The sequence below is a fragment of the Halomonas sp. ISL-56 genome, from assembly GCF_018612805.1.
Lineage (GTDB): Bacteria > Pseudomonadota > Gammaproteobacteria > Pseudomonadales > Halomonadaceae > Vreelandella.
The window spans coordinates 52525-76284 of the sequence record NZ_JAGGRO010000019.1 but is presented as its reverse complement, the minus strand read 5'-3'; the positions used below and the strand labels follow the sequence as shown (position 1 = coordinate 76284).

Genomic DNA, 23760 nt, shown 5'->3' with positions numbered 1-23760 from the left:
ACTGGGTGGCCGTGATGGGGTCGGGTTGCACGGCTGCGATTGCGCAACCGATGACCGCTAACTACCAGCATACACCGCTATTGGCAGAGAATAAAAAAGCCTCCCACTCAGGGGAGGCCAGAAGGAGCACGCCAGCTCACTTGGTCAGCATTAAATTATTTCTTAATGCCGCTGTTTATTTCTTAATACCAAATTCGGGATAGGCTTCAAGACCGCACTCTGCGATATCAACGCCTTCATACTCTTCTTCTTCGCTCACCCGGATGCCCATGATGGCTTTCAGGATCAGCCATACCACTAGGCTTGCCAGGAAGACCCAACCGAAGATACCTGCGATACCGATGATTTGAGCACCGAATGACGCGTCGCCGTTGTTCAGCGGCACTGCCAGCACGCCCCAGATACCCACCACACCGTGTACCGAGATCGCACCGACCGGATCATCCAGCTTCACTTTATCGAGTGTCACGATAGCAGCGACTACGATGATGCCGCCGATGGCGCCAATAATGGTCGCGCCCAGCGCAGATGGAGAAAGCGGATCAGCGGTAATCGCCACCAGGCCAGCCAGTGCACCGTTCAGCGCCATGGTCAGATCCGCTTTGCGGAACCACAGTTTGGCCAGAATCAGGGCGGCAATCACACCGCCTGCCGCCGCAGCGTTAGTATTAACGAACACTTGCGCCACATTGTTGGCGGAATCGACCGCCGCCAGTTTAAGCTCAGAGCCGCCGTTAAAGCCGAACCAGCCCATCCACAGGATGAAGGTACCCAGCGTTGCCAGTGGCATGTTGGCACCCGGAATCGCGTGGATAGAGCCGTCTTTACCGTACTTGCCTTTACGGGGGCCCAGCACGATCACACCGGCTAGTGCTGCAGCCGCACCGGCCATATGTACGATGCCTGAACCCGCGTAGTCAGAGTAACCCACTTCAGACAACCAGCCGCCGCCCCAAGTCCAGTAACCGGATACCGGGTAGATAAACGCGGTCATGACCACAGCAAAGGCCAGGAATGCCCATAGTTTCATGCGCTCGGCGACAGCACCCGACACAATCGACATAGCGGTCGCAACGAAGACTACCTGGAAGAAGAAATCGGAACGCATGGAGTAATAAGGTGCATCGTCGCCACCGGCAGTCACCGCATCGACGCTGTTTTCAGCGCCAATCAGGAAACCCAGGTTGGGTAAGAAACCACCAGCGCTGCTGGAGTACATGATGTAATAGCCCACCAATAGATACATGGTGCAGGCAATCGCAAACAGCGCAATGTTCTTGGTGAGGATTTCAGCGGTGTTCTTGGAGCGCACTAAGCCCGCTTCTAACATGGAGAAGCCTGCGGCCATCCACATAACGAGCACGCCACATATTAGAAAGTAGAACGTATCGAGCGCGTAGCTCAGATCAGCCAACTCATTCATTGTAAGTTCCCCGTTGAACTATAGAAATGATCCGCAATACAGCCTTAAACGGCGTCTGCACCGCGTTCGCCTGTCCGAATCCGAATAACGTCTTCAAGCGGTGTCACAAACACCTTGCCGTCACCGATCTTGCCGCTGTTAGCCGCACTGCAAATGGCATCCAGCACGCTCTCTAAGCGGGCATCGTCTACGGCCACTTCCACTTTCACCTTGGGCAGAAAGTCGACGACGTATTCCGCGCCACGGTACAACTCGGTATGCCCTTTCTGACGGCCAAAACCTTTAACTTCAGTGACCGTAATGCCCTGAACGCCGTTGTCGGCTAATGCCTCACGAACGTCGTCGAGCTTGAATGGCTTGATGATAGCGGTGATGAGTTTCATCCCGGATCTCCCCTGCTGGATAAGTCCTGCTAGATTGGTAGCGGCACAGCCGCCAGAATAAGCACCTGAACCGTTAATGCGCATACTGTGCCAGCTGACTTTTTTTTCTTATAATTCAGCTTATTAGCCGACAAATAGAGCGCATTACAGCGCTAAATCTGGGCAAAGCCATTCCCTCACCACAGCTATTGCACCAAAAAAGAGCGTAAGCAAAAGTAGCCTGCTCCATTTAGATGCAGTCCAAACAATCAACAGGAAATTCACGCGGCGCATGCGAATTTGCCAACTGTTGCGTATCCTTACCGGTAAGCAATTACATAGATGTTCATTTAGCGAGTTATTAAGGAGAGAGCAACGATGGCGCCTCAAGACCGCATTAGCCGACTGGCCCAGCAGATTGGCGACCGTTTACAAAACGCTTCCCAGGCACCGGAAGATATTCAAAAGGGCGTGCAGCAAGTCGTGCGTGGCGCCTTTGATCGCCTGGAGCTTGTCTCACGGGAAGATTTCGACATTTTAATGGACGTACTGCAGCGCACTCGGTCTCGGGTAGAGGCATTAGAGCGCCAGGTCGCCAACCTTGAAGCGGCCGTTGAAGCCTCCACGGGTTCCACTGACACGCCAATGGAAGCAGAAGTACCGCCGTTGCCTACCCCCGAACCAGATACAGATACAGATTCAGATACAAAGCAGAAGAATAAGCCCGCTTAACGCTTTGGCTTCACAGGCAGCAATAGGGCAATGGCCCATTGCTGCATTTATGAGCAAACACTGACCTTTATAAGCAAACATTACTCCTACAATAAACACGAATCACTATCGTTGACTTTGTGTTTCCTGGTGATACTCTCCGCTCCCTAACTCCTCACTGTTCGCGGATTGTTCACCATGTACGCGCTGCCATTTTCAAAATCACCGTTTGCCAAGTCGCCTTCTTCAACTGCTGCACTTATCGGCACTGGTCTGTTGCTGGGCTTCTCCAACAGCGTTTTCGCCCAAAACACGGCCCCCAGCACAGACGCCAACGACACCATGGTGGTTGTGGGATCCCGTACGCCCACCCAAATCAGCCAAATTCCTGGTGCGGTATGGGTAATCGATAAGGAAATGCTGCAACAACAGACCCGCAATGGTGCAGACCTCAAGACGGCATTGGGGCGTCTGGTGCCGGGGCTGGATCTGGCGCCACAAGGACGCACCAATTATGGGCAAAATATGCGCGGCCGTGGCGTGCAGGTGCTTATCGACGGCGTATCGCTGAACAGTTCCCGCGGGCTTTCCCGTCAGTTCGATGCCATTGACCCCTTTAATATCGAGCGCGTGGAAGTCCTCTCCGGCGCCAGCAGCCTGTATGGTGGCGGCGCTACCGGGGGCTTGATCAACATCATTACCCGCAAGGGTGAGGAAGGCCTCAACTGGCGCACAGAAGCGGGCATCACCACCGGATTCAACAACAGTGACGATATAGACCGGCGCTTGTCGCAATCGATCAGCGGCGGCAACAAGCGGGTGCAAGGCTACCTGGGCACCGCCATTGGGGATAACGGCCGGCACTATGACGGCAGCGGCCAAGAGATCTTCCCGGATATCGCCCAAACCGACCTGCAGGACAATCGCAGCATTGATGTACTGGGTAACCTCTCCTTCCGTTTGAGCGATGAACAGAGCCTGGAGCTGGGCGCCCAGCTATATCGTTCCGGCTACGAAGGCGATCGCGGCGTTTACTTTCCCAACCTCGACGCGGCGACGCCCAACTTGAATGATGCCGAGATTCGCGACGGTTACCGCTCAGAGCGCGACCCGGAAACCGACCGCAAGCTGGTTAACGTCAACTATCACCACGCTAACCTGTGGGGGCAGAATTTTTACCTTCAGGCTTTTCACCGTGAGGAGGAGTCCAGCTTCCAGGCCTTCCCCTACCCTGTCGCCAACGGTCTGCAGTTTCGCGCCTCACAACAAAATACCGATTTGAGCGGCATCAAGGCGCTCTTCGAGTCGCGCCTGGGTGACGACGTTTCGCTAACCTACGGCCTCGATATGGATCGAGAAACGTTCGATGCCAGTCAGATGCTGTTCGATAAAGCTATATCGGACGCCTCCGGCGGTCTGGTTCAGCAAGCCTCTGGGGTTGAACCCCGCTACCCCGGTTATCAAGTGGATGGGCTGTCAGGCTTTGTTCAGGGCGACTGGCAGGCCACTCAAGCGCTCAAGCTTTCCGCCGGTGTGCGCCAGCAGCATATGGACGTCGAAGTGGATGAGTTCCAGGGGATCCCTGGCGGCGAAAATGACTACGAAGCAACCCTGTTCAATGCCAGCGCCCTCTATGATCACCGCAACGGCCACCAGAACTGGCTACAGTTCAGCCAGGGCTTCGAGCTGCCGGATCCCGCCAAGTACTACGGCAAGAGCCCTGATGTGAGTGTCGCTAATAATCCCTTGTCTGCCATTGAGACGGATCAGGTCGAGCTAGGTTGGCGCTACCAAGGGGGTAACTGGACGGCCCAAACGGCGCTTTACTACGCCTGGTCGGACAAGACAGTGGAAAACGCCGAAGATCTAAGCGTCAGCGTAGTAGACGAAAAGAAACGCGATTTCGGCCTGGAAACCGCCGTGACTCGCTACTTCGACAATGGCCTAGAGCTCGGGGGCACACTCCACCTGGTACGCTCTGAGCAGGAGAACGACCAGGGCGACTGGGAGAAACGTGACGCTCGCTATGCATCGCTCTCTTCCGCCACCGCCTTTATCGGCTGGACTGACTATGTTCGCTCAGCGCGCTTGCAAGCCAACCATAACTTCGACCTGAAGGACGCTGCCGACCGCGAGATCGAAGGCAATACCACCCTCGACTTATCGCTCAGCCAGGAGACCGGCTTAGGCACCGTCAGCCTGGGCGTGCAGAACCTGCTGGATGACCAGTACTCCACCGTTTGGGGTCAGCGCGCCGCGATGTTCTATTCGCCCTACTATGGCCCAGAGTACCTCTATGACTACCAGGGCCGTGGGCGCACTTACACTCTGAGCTGGTCGATGGCTTACTGAGCGCTGGTTCGCTAAACGCTGATAACCGATCAAGGACGAGATAATGGTCATGGAAGTGGAAATGGCGGCACTAGATTCGATAACGCCATCTGGCACGCCACTCACCACCCATGACCTGCTGGCGCTTGGTCAGCGCTTCGGGATCGACTACCGCTTTCCCGAAGCGTCCGAGCGCGCCCAGCCAGCGCCATGCGTGGCCCGCGGGCGGGTGATGGATGTCGAGATAACGCCCACGCTGCGGGTGACGCACTCGGATCTTGACGTCCTGCACGCGTACGCCTCCACCTCCCGGCGTTCCGCTGCGTGGTTTCTCAGTGTTGTCCTTGAGGGGCGTATCCAAGTGGGGCTCGGTCACCAGTCATTTCAGTTGCAGGCCGGTGACGCCTTTAGTGCACATTTCAACGAGCAGATCGGGCTTGAAGTCTTCCAGCCCGCGCCGCAACGTTTGCGCATTTTGAACATATCGCTGCTCGCTTCCAGCGAGCCGCTTGCTTCCTTACCCATCGACGTTGCTCCTCCGGCAACGCCCGTGCTGCATACCTGGCAAGTGCCACAGCTCCTTCACCACAGTCTGGAAGCGGCACTGGTCACGAACTGGCCAGCAGAAAGGCAGCGTCTGTTATGGCAGGGTCTAGCGCTCCAGCTGTTAGCGCATGGGCTGCCTGCCAATTGCCCTGAGCCCGGCGACACAGGGAAAGCCGTCAGTTTCCCAGCGGGCCTTACCCATAGCGACCATCAGCGCCTGGAACGTTTGCGCCAGCAGCTCGAACAGTATCCCCACCAGGCGTATCGGCTGGAGCAATTGGCCAGCAACGCCGCCATGAGTCCCAGTAGCCTGCGTAGCAAGTTTCAGCGCTGTTACGGCTGCTCAATCTTCGACTATTTACGCCGCTGCCGCCTGGCCCAAGCCCAGGCGTACTTGCGCAAAGGCTATAGCGTGCAGCAAACCGCTCACGCCTGTGGCTACCGCCATGCCACCAATTTTGCCACTGCTTTTAAGCGCGCCTTTGGTATCACGCCCCATGAAGTGCTCAACCGCCACTAAGGTCGCTGCGTTGTTATGTTAGCGGTAGGTTCCCTTGTAGGAGGCTTTTTAGCAGCGCGCATACGCCTTTTGTCATTGCACATACCTTTCACAAGCAAATAAGCGCAATAATTCTCATTAACACACTAGTTAATTGACTCTTATTGCAGGTACTCCCCATGTCCATCCCCCATCACCGTCTGCTTCGCGCTCCACACTTTTTACGCTCTCCCATCAGTGCTGCCGTTATCGCCGCCCTGGCCGTTTCACCACTGCACGCTCAGGAAAGCACCGAGCTGAAAACGGTCACGGTCACCGCCCAGCAGGCCGCCACCAAGGTAGAAGCCCCGACCATCGAAATCCCCCAGAGCGTTTCCACCATTACCCGGGAGCAGATGGATAACCGTGGTGTAAGCACCGTACAGCGCGCCACCGACTACACGCCCGGTGTTTACAGTAACCAGATTGGCGCCTCGAATCGTTTCGATTATCTGGTGCTACGCGGTTTCTCTGACGGCAGCTTGAGCAATACCTTCTTAGATGGCCTAAAAGTCATGGGCGATGCCAACTCCCATAGCAGTATGCGCATCGATCCGTGGTTTTTGGAAAGCATAGAGGTCGTCCGTGGGCCCGCTTCGGTGCTTTATGGGCGCGCCTCCCCAGGCGGTGTAGTGGCCCTGAACAGTAAGCGGCCAGAATTTGAACAAAGCGGTGAACTGCGCTTTCGGGTGGGCAACAACAACCAGCGCAGCGCAGCGTTTGACCTCACCGGGCCGATTGGCGCAGAGCAGCGGGTGGCCTTTCGGCTGACCGGGATTGCCAGCGCCGCGGATACCCAGTTTGGCCCGGCAGAAGAAGAACGCTATGCCATTGCGCCACGCCTCACCTGGGACATGGCCGATGACACGAGCCTCACCGTGGAGGCGTATCTGCAGGATGAGCCGGAAGGCGGCTACCACTCTGGCGTCCCCTATGAAGGGGCGGTAGTTGCCCACAATGGCCGCAAGATCAGCAATCACTTTTATGATGGTGAAGAGGATTACGACACCTATGAGCGCACCCAACGCATGGTCGGCTACACCTTGGAGCACCGCTTTAACGACCAGGTAACGGGCCGCCAGTTAATGCGTTACCTCAATTCTGATGTGGTGCTCAATCAAGTCTACGGCTATGGCTGGGTCTCACCGGAATCTGACGAACTCACCCGCTACTACTCCGGTAGCAATGAGTCGCTGGAAGCCTGGACGCTCGACAACCAGCTTGAAGCCAACATCAGCAGCGGCTTTATGGATCACACCTTGCTGTTCGGGGTGGATTACCAGCAGCGGGAGAACGACGTGTCATGGCCTACGGGGTATTTTCAGCCGCTCAATGCCTTTAACCCCGTTTATGGCAGCGGCCCTATCGAGTTCTACGCCCCCATACGCGAACGACATGAGATCGACCAGACCGGCGTCTACCTGCAAGACCAAATCGCCATGGAAAACTGGCGCTTCACCTTGGGCGGCCGCTACGACTGGGTGAATATCGACAATACCGACCGCGATAGCGGTGACACCAGTTCCCTCAGCGATACCCAATTCAGTGGTCGCGCCGGTGTGGTTTACCTGTTTGATAACGGCGTGGCGCCTTACCTGAGCTACTCCACCGCCTTCACACCCACCAGTTTCGTGGATGAGAGCGGCAATCTGCTCTCCCCGATGGAAGGCAAACAGTGGGAAGCGGGCTTGAAGGTTCAGCCTCATGGTAGCGCCAGCCAGTACAGCGCGGCCCTATTCCATATCAGCCAGGAGAATGTCGCCACCAAAGAGCAGCCTAGCGATCCTTACCGCGCGGTGGGGGAGATCGAATCCCAAGGGCTGGAACTGGAAGCGCAAACCCAGCTAACGGATACCCTCTCACTTCAGGCGGGCTACAGTTTCACCGATATCACCTACGCCAAAAGCGACGATGGCAACCAGGGCAATAACGCCATTTACTCCCCTCGCCATCAAGTGCAGCTATGGGGCCACTACCAGGCCAACGACGGCTGGCTGAACGGCGTGGATATGGGGGTCGGCGTCCGGCACTACGCGGATATCGCCGCTGACCGGGCCAATACCGAAACCGTGCCCGACTACACCTTGGTCGATGCCACTATTGGCTACGACCTGAGCCATGTCGGCGTTGAAGGGGTCGAAACGCGCTTAAACGTGAGCAATCTGCTCGATAAGGAGTATGTCGCTTCCTGTAACTCGCTTGAATATTGCTACTTCGGCGCTGAGCGCGGCGTCACCGCCAGCGTTCACTACCGTTTCTAAGCTTTCGGCCTAAGCCCTTGTCTAAGCCCTTGTCTAAGCATCATTAAGCAATCGTTCACACATCTGCCCAGGCCAGCGCGCCTGGGCATTTTTCGTTGAATACAGGTTTGCAAACAATAAATATTATCGTTTAAATACAGCTCTTATTTTCCGGATGACCTCTCACCACCATGCGCCACACCTCCCTGCTCTGTTTGCTCGCCCGCTGCGGGTTGTTCGCCGCTTGCCTACTGAGCGTTTCCAACGCCCAGGCCCAATGGGCCACGGTAGACTGGACGATCGCCGAAACCCTGCTGGCCATAGACGCCCCGGTTAGCAGCATCGCCCAGCAGAGTGACTACCGTGCCTGGGTAGGCGAACCGCGCATTCCTGATAACGTTAGCGATATGGGGCTGCGCACCCAGCCCAACATGGAACTGCTGGCCCAAGTGCCGCCAGAGCAAACGCTGATTTCGCCCATGTTTGCCGGTTTAACCCCGCGCCTGGAGCAAATCGCGCCGGTCACTCTGTTCTCGCTCTACGCCCCCGGCACTGATACCTGGCAAGAGATGCAAAAAGTGACTCGCCAGCTAGGCGAGTTAACCGAGCACCAACCCCAGGCAGAAGCGCTGATCGCGGAAACCGACGCCTTGATGGCCAACCTGCGAGAGACCCGCCTCCACTCACAGACAGAAATCGCGCCGCTACTGATGGTGCAGTTTATGGATGCCCGCCACGTGCGGGTGTTTGGGGAAAACAGCTTATACAACGCCGTGCTGGAACAGCTCGACCTCCCCAATGCCTGGGATCAAGCCACGAATGCCTGGGGATTTGCGCTGGTGGGGATTGAAGCGCTGGCACGCTACCCAGAGGCAACACTGGTAATCATCGACCCGCTGCCCGCCGGGGTCGAGGAGCAGTTGGCAAAAAGCGGCTTATGGCAGCAGCTTCCCAGCGTTAAGCATGACAAGCTGGTGCACCTGCCGCCCGCATGGAGCTTTGGCGCGCTGCCTTCCTCCCAGCGGTTTGCCCGAGAACTAACCACGGCGTTGGAAGAAGCTACTGCGGTTAATCACTTGGTAGGTAGAAAACCGTGACGCTACCAAAGCGTCCTTAACTACGATAGGTTAGGCACTTAAGATAAAGTAGAGTTCGCTTACATTGGGGTTAGGTTTTTTTACCTAAACGCAGCGAGGGAAGAGCATGACGCTAGCCATTGTCGCCACGCGAGCGGGCGTGGGATTAGATGCACCGGCGGTGCATGTTGAGGTGCATCTGGCTAACGGCTTGCCGGGCCTAACGCTGGTGGGTTTGCCGGAAACAGCGGTGAAAGAAAGCCGCGAACGGGTGCGTAGTGCACTCGTCAATGCAGGCTTTGATTTCCCCAATACGCGACGCATCACGCTTAACCTCGCCCCTGCCGATTTGCCCAAAGAGGGCGGCCGCTTCGACCTTCCCATCGCTCTTGGCATTCTCGCCGCCTCAGGACAAATTCCCGTGGAAGCGTTGGAAGGCATGGAGTGTGCGGGCGAGCTAGCCCTGGATGGCAAGCTGCGTGCCGTGCCGGGCATACTGCCCTTTGCCCTGGCCACACGGCGAGCAAAGAAAGCGCTAATTATTCCCCGCGCCTGCGCCGATGAAGCAGCACTGGCAGGCGATTTGCCGGTGCTGCCCGCCGACACGCTCTGGCAAGTCGTCGCCCACCTACTCGACCAAGAGAAGATCCCCCCGCACAAGCTAAGCGCCTCGGTGAAAACCACTGCCCCGGTGGATGATCTTGCCGATGTACGCGGCCAGCAGCAGGCTCGACGCGCGTTGGAAGTCGCTGCGGCCGGGGGGCATAACCTGCTATTTGCAGGCCCTCCCGGCACCGGCAAAACCATGCTGGCCAGTCGGCTGCCCGGTATTTTGCCGCCGCTATCAGAAGAAGATGCGCTGGAAGTGGCCGCCGTGCGTTCGGTCTGCGGGCTACCGCTGGAAGCGGACTGGGGTAAGCGGCCATTTAGGCAACCGCACCACAGCGCCAGTGCCGCCGCCCTGGTGGGCGGTGGCTCAAAACCCAAACCCGGCGAAATATCCCTCGCTCACCATGGTGTACTGTTCTTAGACGAGCTACCGGAGTTTTCCCGCCATGTGCTAGAGGTTTTGCGCCAACCGCTAGAGACGGGAGAGATACATTTAGCTCGCGCCAGCCATGAACGTCGGTATCCAGCTCGGTTTCAATTGGTAGCCGCAATGAACCCCTGCCCCTGCGGCCACTTAGGCGACCCGCGCCAACGCTGCCAGTGCACCGCCAGCCAAATCCAGCGTTACCAAGCACGGCTTTCCGGGCCGCTGCTAGACCGCATCGATCTGCAAGTGGAAGTGCCCGCGCTCCCCCCAGAACAGCTTACCGCGCAAACCCAAGGCGAATCATCGGAAGCTGTGCGTGAGCGGGTAATGGTCGCCCGAGAACGCCAAATGGCCCGCGGTGCGCTAAACAGCCAGCTAAGCGGCAAAGCCCTGGAAGCCGCCTGCGCACTTAACGATGAAGAGCGCGCCTGGCTGGCAGGCGTACTCGAAAAACTCAAACTCTCCGCCCGTGCCTACCACCGCGTACTGCGGGTAGCACTCACCCTGGCTGACCTACAGGGCGAGCCCAAGCCCACCCAACCGCACCTGATCGAGGCGATTGGCTACCGCCAACTGGATCGGATGCTGAAGGGCGCTTAACGGTGGTTATTGGCCATTACATCGACAAGCCGTTGGCAGAGGGCGTCAAGCTTCTCGCCGGTAGCAGCGTCATTTAACGCGCCTGCATCGTTAAACGCGCTGCCTGCCTTGGGTAGCGATAACGGTTGCGGCAATACGATCAGCCCAAGATTGGCAAGCAACTGCTGGCCCAGCGGCAGAGCTCGGATACCGCCCAGTCCACCGGGCGATGCGGCCACCAGCGCTGCCCACTTACCGGCGAACAGGCCAAGCCCTGGCGTCTCTTGGTAAGGCCTGGATAGCCAATCCAAGGTGTTTTTCAGCAACGGTGTAATAAAGCCGTTGTACTCCGGCGAGGCAACCAGCAGTGCTTGGTGATCTGCCAATATATCGCGCAGCTTCAGTACGTTATCCGGCATACCTTGGGTTTCGATATCCTCATCGAACAGTGGGCAGGGGTAATCTTTTAAATCGATAAAGGTTGCTTCCCCACCCAGCGCTTCAATCCGCTTGGCGGCCAGTTTGGCTAGCTGTTTGTTCAGTGACGCTTCTCGGGCACTGCCCGCAAATACCAGCACCTTTGACATTGTCTCTCCTTTTAAAAGTACGTTAATGCATATTTTTGCCAACATCGCCGACAACACTATCGACAAACACATCCAGTGCTTCAAACAACTCCTCCCGAATGGCATCAGATTCATTGACTAAATGGTGGCGGGCTTCCGGGTGGCGATGAATGTCGGCATTGGGAAACTTCTTCGCCAGTATGGCTAAATTCCACTCCCAATCGACGGTCAAATCCTGCTCGCCCTGAAGTATCAAGGTTGGCAATGGATTGGGCTCCTGGGCCAGCAGTCGCGGCATCCAGCGGCGCATCGCGCTCACCCAAGCAACGCTTAGCCGCTCGGGCTGCAGCGGGTCACTATTACGTAGAAACTCGGTAAACTGCTCGTCGTTAGAGTTGGAGCGATATTTACGCGGCAACTCTTTTATGAACGGACTGGCTATCAAGTGCAACCAGCTTGTTTGGCTCCACCCCCAAGGCCTTACCAAGGGCGCCAGCAGCACCAAACCTGACCAGCCGGAAGCCTCACGGCGGGTGAGCGCGTCGGTGGCCAGAATCGCCCCACCGGTGCTCTGGCCCACGCCTAACCATGGCTCAGGCGCCATGCCTTGTTCCTTAAGAGTCGTCTGCAAATGGGCCAGGCAGTGTTGATAATCATCGAAATCTTCTATTGCCGCCCGCGCCCCGTTGGAAAGTCCGTGGCCGGGTAGATCCCACAACACCACTCGCCAGCCCTTCGCCAGCAGGCGTTCAAGCAAATGGCGATATAACCCCATATGGTCATAGTAACCGTGAACCACAAAGGCAGTGCCCACCGGCTGCGGAGGGCTCCAGACTTGGCACCACAGTGCAAAGCGCCCCGTATCAATAAAACCTGCATGCACTTCACTGGTATCTAACAGCAGCGCTTCTAAGCCATAGTGCTGGAAATAGCCTTGCATGGCGTCTGCCAAAATTTCCCCTGGCAGTAAGCGGCTAAGGGCGGTGTCGCCCGAGGCGTGGCGAAACAAGCCTTCCAGATGTTGGAAATCACTCATCGATGTTTCTCCATAACGCCATTGTCCGTTGGCCCAGGCGCGGCAGATGGGTAGCTCTCCCAGCACCTAATGCCTAGTCATTTGGTCGAGCATTTTAGCGCATTAGGGTCTACGCTGTTTACATGCCCAAGCAGATGTGGAATTATTTTCCATAAATACATTTTAATCTGCCCGTGGCCAACCATGTTCTAAAGAACAGATTCTAAAGAGCAGAGTGCCCACGAGCATCCTCACAGGAGAAACCCCATGAGCGAGCGTATCACGCGCCACCGTTTACAGGTGGCAGGCGATTTAGATCGTTTTATCAATGAGCAGGCGCTACCGGGAACAGGCGTTGATGAAAATGCCTTTTGGGCCGGTGTGGATGCCCTGTTTCATGATTTGACCCCAAAAAACCGTCAATTACTTGAAGAGCGCGACGCTCTACAAGAAAAACTCGACGCATGGCACCGGGAAAACCCCGGTCCAGTGGCCGATATGCCGGGCTACCGCCGCTTCTTGAAAGAGGTCGGTTACTTGGCCGAAGCGCCGGCCAACGTCAAAGCGACCACCGCCAACGTTGACCGTGAAGTCGCCGTTCAAGCGGGGCCTCAGTTGGTCGTACCGGTGAGCAACGCACGCTATGCGCTGAACGCGGCGAACGCGCGCTGGGGCAGTCTTTACGACGCCCTGTACGGCACCGATGCGATTTCAGAAGACGACGGCGCGGAAAAAGGCACCAGCTTTAACCCGAAACGCGGCGCCAAAGTGATTGCCTACGCCCGTGGCGTGCTTGACCGTGCGGCGCCGCTGGCAACTGGCTCGCACCGTGATGCAGTGAACTACGCTATTCGTGATGAGCACCTGGTGGTGACGCTTGAAGGCAGTCGTGAGACGGGCCTTAAGGATTCCGGCAAGCTAATTGGTTTTAGCGGTGAAGCGGCGAAACCCGACGCCATTTTGCTGGGTAACAATGGCCTGCACCTGGAAATTCAGATTGACCCCAGCGACGCTATCGGCAAAACCGACCCGGCAGGCGTTAAAGACGTGGTGGTGGAAGCTGCGCTGACCGCCATCATGGATTGCGAAGACTCCGTTGCCGCGGTGGATTCAGAAGACAAAGTGGGTGTTTACAGCAACTGGCTGGGCCTGATGAAGGGCGATCTAGAAGAGAAGATCGAAAAAGGCGGCAAAACCTTTACCCGCAAGCTGAACGCTGATCGCACTTGGCAAACCACCGATGGCGGTAGCGTCACGCTGCCCGGCCGTTCGCTGATGTTCGTGCGTAATGTGGGTCACTTAATGACCACACCAGCGATTTTGGATGACAAAGGTAACGAACTACCGGAAGGTATCCTGGATGCAGTCGTCACCTCGCTGCTCGCGCTGCACGATCTGAAAAAAGACGCCGACCAGCCGCGCAACTCGCGCACCGGCTCTGTGTATATCGTTAAGCCGAAAATGCATGGCCCTAAAGAAGTCGCCTTCGCCAACGAGCTGTTTGGTCGCGTCGAAGACATTCTGGGCATGAGCCGCGATACCCTGAAAATGGGCATCATGGACGAAGAGCGCCGCACCACGGTTAACCTCAAGGCGTGTATTGCCGAGGCCGCTTCACGGGTGGCGTTTATCAATACCGGCTTCCTCGACCGTACCGGTGACGAAATGCATACCGCCATGGAAGCGGGCCCCATGGTGCGCAAGGGCGACATGAAAGGCGCCGCATGGATTCAGGCCTACGAGAAGAGCAACGTGCAGGTGGGCCTTGCCTGCGGTCTGCGCGGTCGCGCCCAGATCGGTAAAGGCATGTGGGCCATGCCGGACTTGATGCACAACATGCTAGAGCAGAAAATCGGCCACCCGAAAGCCGGTGCCAACACTGCTTGGGTGCCCTCTCCTACGGCGGCGGCGCTGCACGCACTCCACTACCATCAGGTGAATGTCACCGACGTTCAGCGCGAGCTGGAAGGCCTGGGCGAGCCCGACTATTTGGATGAGCTACTCAGCGTGCCCGTGGCGGAAAACGCCAACTGGTCGGATGAAGAGAAACAGCAGGAGCTGGACAACAACTGCCAGGGCATTCTGGGCTACGTAGTCCGTTGGGTAGAGCACGGCGTAGGTTGCTCGAAAGTGCCGGATATCCACAACGTGGGCTTGATGGAAGACCGCGCCACGCTGCGTATCTCCAGCCAGCACATCGCCAACTGGCTACACCATGGCATTGTCGATGCGCCGCGGGTAGAAGAGACCCTCAAGCGTATGGCCAAAGTGGTCGACGAGCAGAATGCAGGCGACCCCACCTACACCGCCATGAGCGCCGATTTTGAAGGCTCTACCGCTTTCAAAGCCGCCTCCGACCTGATCTTCAAAGGGCGCGTCCAGCCTTCCGGCTACACCGAGCCGCTACTGCACGAATGGCGTCAGGTGCATAAGGCCCAGGTGCATAAGGTGTAGTAAATTCGTTTTATGGTTTAATCAGCCTCGAGACTTATGCCTCGGGGCTTTTTTATAAAGGAAAACAATAATGACCGTAATGACTGCCGAGCAAATCGAAAACTTTCTGGATGAAGTCTTTCCCCAGCGGATGGGCAAGATAGAGAGCGTAGGTGAGATGACTGCCACCATGCGCCTTAAAATCGGTCATGAGCATCTGCGCCCCGGCCCCCGGGTTTCCGGCCCTACCATGATGGGCTTTGCAGATGTTGCACTCTACGTTGCGATTCTGGCACAGATCGGCCCCGAACCGATGGCAGTGACCAGCGACCTAAACTGCCATTTCCTGCGTGCCGCCTCCGGAGATCACGATATTATCGCCCACGCCAAATTGATCAAGCTTGGTCGACGTTTAGCGGTCGGAGAAGTGCAGATTTTCTCGGTCAGTGATGAAGTACACCCAGTCGTCCATGTCACCGCTAGCTATGCGCTACCAAAGAAAGCCTAAGCCTTGACGGGATCTACCTCACTCAAATATGAATAGCCAGCTAAACGAGGATGATTTATTAGTGATCCTTATATCAAAACATAAGCAAAAGCAAATAGTGAAAAATTGTTAACTAACTACTCAAAGAATAAACATTCCATTAATCTTACGGCGAAAGTGCTAACTATAGAAAAGACTGCTTATATTTAGCAAAACTCCATGAAGTTATTTTAAAAAATGTCGATAGGGCATTCCCCCTAGCAACTCTTTTCCGCTGCAAAGCAAGGAAAATATAATAATGCCAGACGCCTCTTTCTCGAACCATATTGCGCGAACCGACAGGCTCATGTGGTGGCCACTAGGGTTTGTCGCTTTATTATGCTTGGTGATTAGCTTTTTTACCCAAACGCTGATGCTAGTAGCGGTGGTAAGTGCTGCCACTCTACCGCTTACCTATATTCTCCAGCATAAATTACCAGGCCACATTGCTAACGGGTTCATCAAAGCCGCTGTGATGATGGTCTGGTCGGCCGTATTGATCGAACAAAGTGGCGGTATGATCGAAGCACACTTTGGCATCTTTATCTTGCTCTCTGTTTTAATCCTTTATAGCGACTGGCGAGTTATTGCTTTTGGTGGTTTGGTCATAGCACTTCACCATGCTCTTTTTACCTGGCTTCAGTATCAGGGGCTCGTTCAGCTTTACGTGAGCATGGGTGACATGCATGTCATGGAAGAGGGGGCGATAACCCACAGCCCCGTCGATTTACTGTATTGCTTACTTATGCACGGCGGCGCTGTGGTTGTCCAAGTCGTTATTCTTGGCTATTTGGCAAAAGTGCTGGAAAGCATGGTGCAAGAAGGGCTTCACGTCACTCGCTTTGCCATTGCCGCCGGTAGCGGAAACTTGGACGTTGCCTTCAGCAGAAAAGAACAGCAGTTGCCCGCAGTCTCGGCAATCGTAGAAATGCGCGACCAGGTAGCGGATAGCCTGCGAAAAACACAAACCGCAGCAAGCCACGTTATGGACTACAGTCAGCAGCTTTTTGTTGCTCAAGAGCAACTACGCACTCAAACGTCCCGTAACAGCAGTCAAACCGAGCGCATATCCACTAGCACGACGGAACTCGCAGCCTCGACTCGGGAAACCGCCAAAGAATCTCAACATATACGTCAACTGGCCAACGATGCTGAGAAAATTGCTCGACAAAACGGTAAGCAAGTCGAGGAAATGGGTGAAATGATGCGGCTACTCGATAAGCACTCCAAAGCTATCCAGGAGATGCTTGGCGAAATTGATAACATCACATTTCAAACCAACCTTCTCGCATTAAACGCATCCGTTGAAGCAGCAAGAGCTGGTGAACACGGCCGTGGCTTCGCCGTGGTTGCCAACGAAGTGCGTAACTTGTCGAAAAATACCCAAACAACTGCTACTCAGATCCGCCATACCATTGCGGCCACCACCGACCAAGTGTTGCTAGGGGTTAAACAAACTTCCACCATTGCGGAGACGACTCGGTCACTTATTCAAAGCTTTGAGCAGGTCGCCATGCGTTTAAACAATTCTGAAAGCGCAATTAGCCAGCAGCATCAAGGCGTTGAAGAGCTCGAGCAAAGCGTTAACGAAATTTACAATGCCCTGGAGCTCTCCCGTGCGGCGGTTGAAAACTCCCACAGCATGGCAGAACAACTATCGGTCACCGCTGATAAGATGATGAACGCCGTCAGTGGGTTCACACTCCCGCTCTCTTCGTCTACCGCCGAGAAGCCAATGCTGATTGCCTCACCCACGGTTTGACGCCTTAATCGGCACTATAAAATCGCACCGCGACCAGCCTCCGGGAGTTGGTCGATCATTCGATCAAGGGTTATGGGATATTCACGCACCCGAACGCCGGTGGCGTTATAAACCGCGTTGGCGATTGCCGCCGCCACGCCACAGATGCCAAGCTCACCGACTCCCTTGGCTTTTAGGGGCGATGAAGCCGCATCCGTGGTATCCAGAAAAATAACCTCCTGCTCGGGGATATCGGCGTGAACCGCCACCTCGTAACTGGCAAGGTCGTGATTAACAAAGAAACCGCGCTCAAGGTCAACGGTTAGCCCCTCCGACAAAGCTGCACCCACGCCCATCGTCATACCGCCAAGCACTTGGCTACGCGCGGTGATCGGATTTAGGATGCGGCCCGCATCACACACCGCGAGCATACGCCGAACACGCGTCTCGCCGGTATAGGCATGCACGCCTACCTCAATAAAATGCGCCCCAAAGGTGCCAATCTGCATGTCGTCTTTAAAGTCGCCAAAGTGGATAGTATCTTCGGCGACAAGCTCCTCACCATCTGCCACATCGGCAAGCGCCAAGTCAGTATCCCCGGCTAGCACGCGGCTGTTTTCAAAACGTGGCTTTTCGACACCTAAGTGCTTGGCTATTTGCTCTTGAAGCGCCAAACAGGCGGCGTACACGCCAGCGGTTGAGCTAGTAGCGCCAAACTGCCCGCCCGACCCGGAAGAAATAGGATAGGTACTGTTGCCTAGCCGAATCTCCACATCCTCCATGGCCATCCCCATTGTCTCGGCAGCTGTCTGAGCGAGAATGGTGTAGGAGCCGGTGCCGATATCGGTCATATCGGTCTCAACGATCAGCCGCCCGCCCTGCAAACGTACGCGTGCCCCGGAATCCAGCGTGGGCGCTCCGCGATAGGCCCCTGCCATACCGTGACCGATCAACCACTCTCCTTCGCGTTTTTCCCCAGGCGTGCGGTTGCGCGCCTCCCAGCCGAAGGCTTCTGCGCCTTGGCGTAAACACTCAACATAATAGCGCTCGCTAAAGGGCTTTGAGGGATCTTCTGGGTCGACTTGGGTGTCATTGAGTATTCTGAACTCGACAGGATCCATGCCCAGCTTCTGCGCCATTTCATCCATGGCAATTTCCAGCACGGCAAGCCCTGAGGCTTCGCCGGGAGCGCGCATATCCGCCGATTCGGGTAAATCCATCTCAACAGGCTGATGAGCGACGCGGCGACTCGCACCGGCATAAAAAGTGCGGGTTTGATTGACCGGGTTCTCGCCGGTGCCGCCGGGCAGGGTATGCGAAACCGCGGCATGGTTGAAGGCGGTTATCTTGCCCTGGGCATCGGCAGCGATTCGCAGTCGCTGAATGGTGCCAGAGCGGTGAGTAGCATTATTGAACACCAGCGGGCGAGGCAAAGCCAGCTTGACCGGCCGCCCTGAGGCCCGCGAGCCGAGGGCGGCGAGTACCGCATCAGCGCGTAGCCATAGCTTTCCACCAAAACCTCCACCAATGAAGGGGCTTTCGACACGAATCGTGTCGGGGTCGATATTGAAGGAGGTCGCCAACGCCTGTTTATTCATTTCGATCATCTGGTTCGACGTCCACACCGTCATCTGGCCGCCATCTGACCAATCAACAATCGACGCGTGGGGTTCCATCATGGCGTGGCTTTGGGAAGCGGTGCGATAAATTTCATCTAGCGAGAAGGCCGCAGCTTGAAACGCGCCTTCAACGTTACCCACGTCTGACAGCGGTTCGCCAGTGTTATCCAGCTTTTCCCAGGCAGCTTCAAGGTCGAAGTCACCCTGCTCTTGTTGATAGCTGACGTCGATCAGCGTTGCGGCAGCTCGCGCTTGCTCCAAGGTATCTGCTACGACTACCGCAATTGCTTGGTGGTAGTGGGCGATCTTATCGCCACCGAAAAGCCGGGCAACGTTGTTTTCCGAGCGTTCAAGCGGTTCAATCTCAAGCGTTGTTACCACTGATACAACGCCCGGCGCGGCGCGGGCAGCAGACGCATCCATATGGGTGATTCGCCCCTTGGCAATGGTCGCGCATAGGGGATAACCCACCAGTTGGTTTGCCACAACGTCATGACGCTCGTAAGCATAGGGCGCACGCCCCATCACCTTAAGCGTGCCGTCGATTCGCGCATGGGGTTTGCCGATAATACGGGCGCGATCGAACAGGTTATCTTCCGCTGATTGATTAAAGTCCATGGGTCACTCCTGAGCCAGCAGCGCGGCAAGCGTTCGCTCTGCCAGAGTAAGCTTATAAGCGTTTTCTTGGGTCGGGCGGGCACCATCTAGTAATTGACTCATGACCGCTGATGCGCCCTGAGGCAACGCCGCATCGGCGGCGTCACGGCGCCAAGGCTTCGGGGCCACGCCGCCAAGCGCGACACGGCCGCTGCCATCCGGCGTTTGGATAAGCGCAACGGATACCAGCGCAAAAGCGTAAGACGCTCGATCGCGCACCTTAAAATAGCCATGACGGCCTTCAACAGGCGCGGGCAGCACAACACCGGTAATCATCTCGCCCGGCGCCAGCGTGTTTTCAACCTCTGGGGTGTCGCCAGGCAATTGGTAAAACGCATCCAGCGACTGGTATCGCGTCTCCCCACTCGGCGTAACGGTTTCCACTTCGGCATCTAATACCCTGAGCGCAACAGCCATGTCCGAGGGATGAGTGGCGATACACGCCTCTGACGTGCCGATAACGCCCAGCCCACGCGAGCTGGCGCCTTCACCGAGTGCCGCACAGCCAGCCCCAGGCGAGCGCTTGTTGCAGGGCATGCCGGTGTCGTAAAAATACGGGCAGCGCGTGCGCTGGAGCAGATTACCGCCGGTAGTGGCTTTATTGCGAAGCTGGCCCGATGCGCCAGAGACAAGGGCTCGGCTGAGCACCGCATAATCGCGACGAGTTCGGTGGTCGGCGGCCAGCACGCTATTGCTGACCAACGCCCCGACACGCAAACCGCCACTGCTGGTCTCGGTAATAGCGTTGAGCCCGGTACCCGTTACATCAATCAGGTGCAGCGGGGTTTCAATCTCGTGCTTCATTAAATCAAGCAGGTTGGTGCCACCGGCAATAAATTTGGCGCCAGGCACTTCAGCAGCGCGGGCGGCCGCTAGAGCGGGATCTGATACGCGTTCATAGGAGAAGGCTCTCATGCATGCTCCTCCGCTACCTGATTGATGGCTTTTAGAATATTGGCGTAAGCACCACAGCGGCAGAGATTGCCCGACATGCGCTCGCGAATCTCGGCGTCGGTCACCTCAATCGGTGCGGTTAGATCCTTCGTTACATGGCTGGGCAGATCCGCACGAATCTCCTCAAGTACTGCCTTTGCCGAACAGATCTGGCCCGGCGTGCAGTAGCCGCACTGGAAGGCATCATGATCGATGAAAGCTTGCTGCATGGGGTCAAGATCGTCGGGCTCTCCCATCCCTTCGATGGTCACAACGTCATCGCCTTCATGCATGACGGCTAGCGTCAGGCAGGCGTTAATCCGTTCGCCATTCACCGATACCGTGCAGGCGCCGCACTGCCCGTGGTCGCAACCCTTCTTGGTGCCAGTGAGCTTTAAATGTTCACGTAAGGCATCCAACAGCGTCGTTCGATTATCCAGTTCAAGCTGGTGCCTTGCTCCATTAACCACTAAAGAGACATTCGAGCGCTCCGCGCGATTCTGCGCAGTTTCGCGATGCCTTTCAGCGCTGTTAAGTGGGTTCATAACTATGTGCCTTCCTTGCTCATTGCTGTCGCTTTATGAATGTCGTCACGACTTCAGCATAGTCATGATTGGAGTAAGCAACCCGGCTTTCGGGCATAAAGGTTCTGAAAAAAAAGATCTATTACATCCTCTGTACATGCGGTTGCTACGCTAGGCTATAAGTCTTATGCCCACGCCAAAACAAGCAATGGATGCCGTTTGCTAACTATTGGAAGCGTTATAAATGCAGCATTTGGATCGGCAAGTGATTGAGCAAGCGCTTAAGTGGTCTCAGGAAGGGAAAACGATTTGGCTGTGTACCGTGCTGGCCACATTTGGCTCTTCGCCGCGCGCGCCGGGCTCTTGGATGGTCGTCAGCCAAGAGGGCAAGCACATCGGTTCGCTTTCGGGTGGCTGTGTAGAAGATGACTTTATAAAGCGTCTCGGCGTGGGAGAATACGATCGCCCAATAACTGTGACACGCTATGGTGATCCCGACGATACCCAAGGCGCGCATATTGCGCTTCCCTGTGGCGGTGTTTTAGAAGTGTTGATCGAACGCCTGCGCTCAACAGCTGACACCCAGAAGCACTTGGCCACCCTGCTAGCTACCCTTAATGGCCATCACCGTTTGATACGAAACGTGAATTTAACCACGGGAGAGCAATCCTTCAGCGAGGATGCCACGCTCGGCCCTCGCGTGGTTCGGTTGGATGAACAACCATACGATGAGCAAGAACATGATCGGCAAGATGTTGTTCAAATGCGGATTGCCCCAGCCAGACGACTCATTATTGCCGGCATATCGCCCATTTCCACCCCTTGCGCCGCCTTTGCCGCCACTCTGGGGTTTGAAGTGATCGTCTGCGATCCAGACGAGGCGGCCTGCGCAGACTTTGCAGTGCCGGGGGTGGCCGTCAAAGCGTTACTGCCCTCGCTGTACATTGCCTCCGGCGCTTGCCATAGCGCAACGGCGGTTGTGGCGCTCACTCACGACCCGCGTATTGATGATTTAGCCATGATGGAAGCCGTTCGCACGTCCGCTTTCTATATCGGCGTGATGGGTTCAAGACGTACATCAACTGCGCGCGCTGAGCGGTTGATTCGCTCTGGAGGGTTAACAGAAGAGGAGGTCGGCCGCCTGCATATGCCGATTGGCCTAGCACTGGGAAGCAAGACCCCGGCTGAGATTGCCCTCGCTGTTATGGCGGATATCGTGCGGGTGCAGCACGGAAGAACTATCGATGAGCTATCTCAATGAACTATCTCGATGAGCTGTCTTGATGAACTCTAGCAACGTTGTCGCATTGGTCATGGCCGCCGGTTACTCGCGCCGGTTTGGTGAGCGCGACAAGCGCTGCGCGTGCTTGGCTGATGGACGCACGCTGTTAGCTGCCAGCGTCGCCAACGCCGAGCAAGCCTTTCCTCTGCTGCGCGTGGCGATCCGCGAAGAGGACGACGCAGACCTTTTAGGGCTTGCCGAAGGCACACAGCTTATTCGTATTCGTCAGGCGCGCCTTGGCCTGGGTTCAAGTCTGGCCGAGGCGGTAGCTACGCTTAGCAATGATCTTCACCTCTCTAACGTGGAAGCGGTGGCGATTTTATTGGGCGATATGCCCTACCTTCAGCGAGACACGCTATCCGCGCTACAGCAGCTAGCCACTCACGACACCATCGTGAGGCCCTGTTTCAAAGGCCAACCAGGCCATCCGGTTATATTCGGACATTCACTATGGCCAGCCCTTCAATCTTTAAGCGGCGATACCGGTGCCAAAGACATTATTCGTCGCCACGCGGCGCACTACCAAGAGTATGCCGTGCAAGACGACGGCACACTTATCGATATCGACACGCCGGAGGAGCACAGCATCACGGCGCCAGCGTCATAAACGGCTCATCTTGCTGGTCGCTAAACGTATAGACGTCATAGGGTTCACTCTGTGGCCCCGGCATACCCGGCGTGCCAATGGGCATACCCGCCAAGCCAATTCCGTCAATATCGGGTTGTTGCTCAAACAGCGCCTGCACGGCTTCCATCGGTACGTGGCCTTCGATCCAATACTCGCCCATCTCGATGGTATGGCAAGAGCCCAGGCCATAGGGCACGCCCGCCTGCTGTTTGATATCGCCCAGCTCTACGTCATCAATAATCGTCACTTCTACGCCAAGCTCTTCAAGATGGCGCGCATATTCGTCACAGCAGCCGCATTGGGGATTTTTGTAAAGCGTGGCTTCGTCAGGCAGTGCCGCATGCGCCGAGGTCGCCCCCAGAACCAGTGCACCAGACAGCAATAGTGAGGTAGTTAAACGGCTCATAAATAACCTCCTTGATAGAAACGACTAAAATATTGAGTAAAACGGCGAGGCACGCTGCTATATCAGCCATAAAACGGCAGAGGCATAAAGCTTACCACCTGTGTGTTGCCTCAAGGTCAAGATACGCCCCGACAGATCAAGGTTAGCGATAGCGGTGCTGCGCTAACAGTGCTACCACACCAAGCGCCAGCCAGCCTGCCATCAGCAGCAGCCCGCCAATGGGTGTGACAATGCCAAGATTCAGCCCCACCAACGCCATCAGGTAAAGCGAGCCTGAAAAGCACACAACCCCCAGCGTCCACAGCGCCAGCACCCAACGCTGACCGGCCAGCGGCTGCACTTGTCGCCATACCAACACCACCATAATGGCGAGCGTATGCCATGCCTGGTAGCGCACACCAGTTTCAACGGCACTCACCATCATTTCGGTAGTACGTGCCGCCAAGCCATGGGCCGCGTAGGCGCCGAGCATCACCATCACGGCGCCAGACAGCGCCGCTACGCACCACCACACTTTATCTATCCGTTGCACGCTGCTCTCCTGCTTCAATTATGATCGGCACCCATCACGCTGATTGCTGCTACGGC

General features: G+C 56.3%; 20 protein-coding genes. 11 read left to right on the top strand and 9 right to left on the bottom strand.

Annotated elements, in window-relative coordinates:
• Positions 1-175: 175 nt before the first annotated feature.
• Together J7J49_RS16185 and J7J49_RS16180 are read right to left on the bottom strand one after the other, a co-directional pair.
• Positions 176-1423 carry an ammonium transporter AmtB gene (locus J7J49_RS16185; RefSeq protein WP_215094040.1) on the bottom strand — a complete coding sequence of 416 codons (1248 nt, stop codon included), beginning with the start codon at positions 1421-1423 and terminating at the stop codon, positions 176-178.
• A gap of 44 nt (positions 1424-1467) precedes the next feature.
• Positions 1468-1806: a P-II family nitrogen regulator gene (locus tag J7J49_RS16180; RefSeq protein WP_007112359.1), complete on the bottom strand. Its 339-nt coding sequence runs from the start codon at positions 1804-1806 to the stop codon at positions 1468-1470.
• Positions 1807-2163: 357 nt separating this feature from the next.
• Between J7J49_RS16180 and J7J49_RS16175 the strand changes: the two genes are divergently transcribed.
• The 6 genes from J7J49_RS16175 to J7J49_RS16150 all read left to right on the top strand — a co-directional run bounded on the left by J7J49_RS16175 (position 2164) and on the right by J7J49_RS16150 (position 10863).
• The gene (locus tag J7J49_RS16175; protein WP_215094038.1) at positions 2164-2517 is read left to right on the top strand and encodes an accessory factor UbiK family protein; all 354 of its coding nucleotides are present in this window, start codon (positions 2164-2166) and stop codon (positions 2515-2517) included.
• 177 nt (positions 2518-2694) lie between these two features.
• Positions 2695-4848 (top strand): TonB-dependent receptor, encoded by a 2154-nt coding sequence (locus J7J49_RS16170; protein WP_215094036.1) that lies wholly within the window; start codon positions 2695-2697, stop codon positions 4846-4848.
• Between the two features lie 61 nt (positions 4849-4909).
• Positions 4910-5893, top strand: a complete 984-nt coding sequence (locus J7J49_RS16165) for an AraC family transcriptional regulator (protein WP_215094034.1) — start codon at positions 4910-4912, stop codon at positions 5891-5893.
• Positions 5894-6051: 158 nt separating this feature from the next.
• Positions 6052-8172 (top strand): TonB-dependent siderophore receptor, encoded by a 2121-nt coding sequence (locus J7J49_RS16160; RefSeq protein ID WP_215094032.1) that lies wholly within the window; start codon positions 6052-6054, stop codon positions 8170-8172.
• Between the two features lie 170 nt (positions 8173-8342).
• Positions 8343-9248 (top strand): ABC transporter substrate-binding protein, encoded by a 906-nt coding sequence (locus J7J49_RS16155; RefSeq protein ID WP_215094030.1) that lies wholly within the window; start codon positions 8343-8345, stop codon positions 9246-9248.
• Positions 9249-9354: 106 nt separating this feature from the next.
• Positions 9355-10863, top strand: coding sequence for a YifB family Mg chelatase-like AAA ATPase (locus J7J49_RS16150; RefSeq protein WP_215094028.1), 1509 nt, complete (start codon positions 9355-9357; stop codon positions 10861-10863).
• Here the strand turns inward: J7J49_RS16150 and J7J49_RS16145 are convergent.
• Both J7J49_RS16145 and J7J49_RS16140 read right to left on the bottom strand, forming a co-directional pair.
• A complete protein-coding gene (locus tag J7J49_RS16145) occupies positions 10860-11429 on the bottom strand; it encodes an NADPH-dependent FMN reductase (protein WP_251048363.1) in 570 nt (189 codons plus the stop codon). The two genes, J7J49_RS16150 and J7J49_RS16145, sit on opposite strands and share 4 nt — an antisense overlap.
• Positions 11430-11451: 22 nt before the next feature.
• On the bottom strand, positions 11452-12444 hold the full coding sequence (locus J7J49_RS16140) for an alpha/beta hydrolase (RefSeq protein ID WP_215094024.1): 993 nt from the start codon (positions 12442-12444) through the stop codon (positions 11452-11454).
• A 246-nt stretch (positions 12445-12690) separates the two neighbouring features.
• On the opposite strand from J7J49_RS16140, the gene J7J49_RS16135 reads away from it, so the two are divergent.
• The 3 genes from J7J49_RS16135 (at position 12691) to J7J49_RS16125 (ending at position 17144) form a co-directional block, all read left to right on the top strand.
• Positions 12691-14877: a malate synthase G gene (locus tag J7J49_RS16135; RefSeq protein WP_215094022.1), complete on the top strand. Its 2187-nt coding sequence runs from the start codon at positions 12691-12693 to the stop codon at positions 14875-14877.
• A gap of 70 nt (positions 14878-14947) precedes the next feature.
• The gene (locus J7J49_RS16130; protein WP_133733605.1) at positions 14948-15364 is read left to right on the top strand and encodes a PaaI family thioesterase; all 417 of its coding nucleotides are present in this window, start codon (positions 14948-14950) and stop codon (positions 15362-15364) included.
• Between the two features lie 277 nt (positions 15365-15641).
• Positions 15642-17144: a methyl-accepting chemotaxis protein gene (locus J7J49_RS16125; protein ID WP_133733606.1), complete on the top strand. Its 1503-nt coding sequence runs from the start codon at positions 15642-15644 to the stop codon at positions 17142-17144.
• Positions 17145-17158: 14 nt separating this feature from the next.
• On the opposite strand, the gene paoC is transcribed toward J7J49_RS16125, so the two are convergent.
• The 3 genes from paoC to paoA are packed head-to-tail and all read right to left on the bottom strand — an operon-like array spanning position 17159 to position 20877.
• Positions 17159-19360 (bottom strand): aldehyde oxidoreductase molybdenum-binding subunit PaoC, encoded by a 2202-nt coding sequence (paoC, locus tag J7J49_RS16120; protein WP_215094020.1) that lies wholly within the window; start codon positions 19358-19360, stop codon positions 17159-17161.
• A 3-nt stretch (positions 19361-19363) separates the two neighbouring features.
• Positions 19364-20314: an FAD binding domain-containing protein gene (locus J7J49_RS16115; protein WP_215094018.1), complete on the bottom strand. Its 951-nt coding sequence runs from the start codon at positions 20312-20314 to the stop codon at positions 19364-19366.
• Entirely contained in the window at positions 20311-20877 is a 567-nt protein-coding gene (paoA, locus tag J7J49_RS16110; protein WP_215094016.1) for an aldehyde dehydrogenase iron-sulfur subunit PaoA, read from the bottom strand. The genes J7J49_RS16115 and paoA overlap by 4 nt, the downstream gene beginning before the upstream one ends.
• Before the next feature lie 223 nt (positions 20878-21100).
• Between paoA and J7J49_RS16105 the strand changes: the two genes are divergently transcribed.
• Both J7J49_RS16105 and J7J49_RS16100 read left to right on the top strand, forming a co-directional pair.
• Complete coding sequence (locus J7J49_RS16105; RefSeq protein WP_215094015.1) at positions 21101-22117, top strand: XdhC family protein; 1017 nt, start codon at positions 21101-21103, stop codon at positions 22115-22117.
• A 22-nt stretch (positions 22118-22139) separates the two neighbouring features.
• Positions 22140-22745 (top strand): nucleotidyltransferase family protein, encoded by a 606-nt coding sequence (locus tag J7J49_RS16100; RefSeq protein WP_215094013.1) that lies wholly within the window; start codon positions 22140-22142, stop codon positions 22743-22745.
• Here J7J49_RS16100 and J7J49_RS16095 read toward each other — a convergent pair.
• Positions 22726-23172 carry a DUF411 domain-containing protein gene (locus tag J7J49_RS16095; protein ID WP_215094011.1) on the bottom strand — a complete coding sequence of 149 codons (447 nt, stop codon included), beginning with the start codon at positions 23170-23172 and terminating at the stop codon, positions 22726-22728. The genes J7J49_RS16100 and J7J49_RS16095 overlap by 20 nt on opposite strands.
• Positions 23173-23314: 142 nt before the next feature.
• Entirely contained in the window at positions 23315-23704 is a 390-nt protein-coding gene (locus J7J49_RS16090) for a DUF423 domain-containing protein (protein WP_064235701.1), read from the bottom strand.
• Between the last annotated feature and the right edge of the window lie 56 nt (positions 23705-23760).